We start from the raw sequence: 1,349 nt of genomic DNA, 5'->3' as shown, positions 1-1,349 counted from the left end.
GGGCTGGCTGCCATACGTTGGGCGGCACATAGGTCGAAGAACTGGCCATGAAAAACCTCCATTGATGGTTGACGTAGCGTGCAACAGCGCCTGAAACGCTGCTGCACACCCGAAAGGTAACGGTCCAGTTATAGCGCTGATGGGGGGTAAAGTCAGCACTGCGCCGAGAGTAAGCGCATTTTTCACCCCGAACTTCGCTAGCACCCCTTGCTGTGACGGTGTTATTTTCCTGCTTTAAAGCCGTCTTTTATCACGCGCTTTCCATCCATAGAGAGGGATGCCGTGACATATTTATTGATACCGTTGCTGGTTAATAGCCCATCCATTCTGATCGACAATACGTGCTTGTCATTAAACGGGCCCGGTTCATTTAGCGTTACGGAGTAAAGTGCGTGTTCGGAGAAATAGGTATCTAACCAGCTTTTTTTACCGTCAAGGAAAGGCTTGATGGCTGCGGCATCAACCTTGCTGAGCGCGATCAGGTAATCATCCAGTTTAAAGCTGTCGGCATTGCCCGTGACGGTGATTTTCACCGGAACCGGTGCTTTGAATTCGCCGGAAAAAGCATCCATATCGAGGCTGAGCAGTTTTTTGCCATCCTGCGGATCCTGGTATTCTACCGAGCAGGTTTTCAATACGCCTTTCGGTGTCACAAAGGCAGGGCTACTGCTCAATGCTTCGCCGGTGCCAAAAAAGGATTTAACCGACGTCACTTTGGTCTCTTTGCCCAATATCTCGACCACGCGGCGCAAGCAGATATCAGGGCCATCGGTTTGTAACGAATAACGATAATCGCTGGCAATGTCTCCACGCCGTTGTACCGGGGTTTTGGGTTTTTCCGCAGGAGCGGCAGCTGTCTGTTGTGTGGATTGATCGCAACCCACCAATAAGGTGGTGAATATCAGTGAAGCAAGCAGTGTTTTCGATTTCATCAGGTTCCTTCCTGCATTAAGAGTGACGCAGAAACCGAACGTCGGTTTATCACAAAATTAGCGCTACACGCTATTGCGCCAGGGACCTATTCCTTTAGCCACGCCGGTTTCTATCAATATCGCGGGGATTGTAGTAAAAGCTATTATAAATCTCTAGTATTTTCAGGTGACTAGGTGATTTTTCTCTTTTTTAATAATGGATGTGTCCCATAAAAGAAATTTTTATTCCAATAAAGAATAAAATCAACGTCGGGAATGGTTTATTTGCCGTTAACCTTGTGCGGTATTTTTTTGCTTTATATTTACCGCGTTAATTAATTATTTTCATCTGTAGGGTTGTGTTATTTTTGAAGTTGTATTTTTCATGAATCTTTTGTATTGTCGGAAGCGCATGAGGTCGTTTGAAAGGGTTCAAAC

1 protein-coding gene is annotated in these 1,349 nt (G+C 46.1%); it reads right to left on the bottom strand.

Annotated elements, in window-relative coordinates; genetic code table 11:
- Positions 1-221: 221 nt before the first annotated feature.
- A complete protein-coding gene (locus J5224_RS27940) occupies positions 222-932 on the bottom strand; it encodes a hypothetical protein (RefSeq protein WP_264628381.1) in 711 nt (236 codons plus the stop codon).
- Between the last annotated feature and the right edge of the window lie 417 nt (positions 933-1,349).

It is taken from the genome of Candidatus Symbiopectobacterium sp. NZEC135 (assembly GCF_025962695.1).
This window is presented reverse-complemented; position numbering and strand designations above follow the sequence as displayed.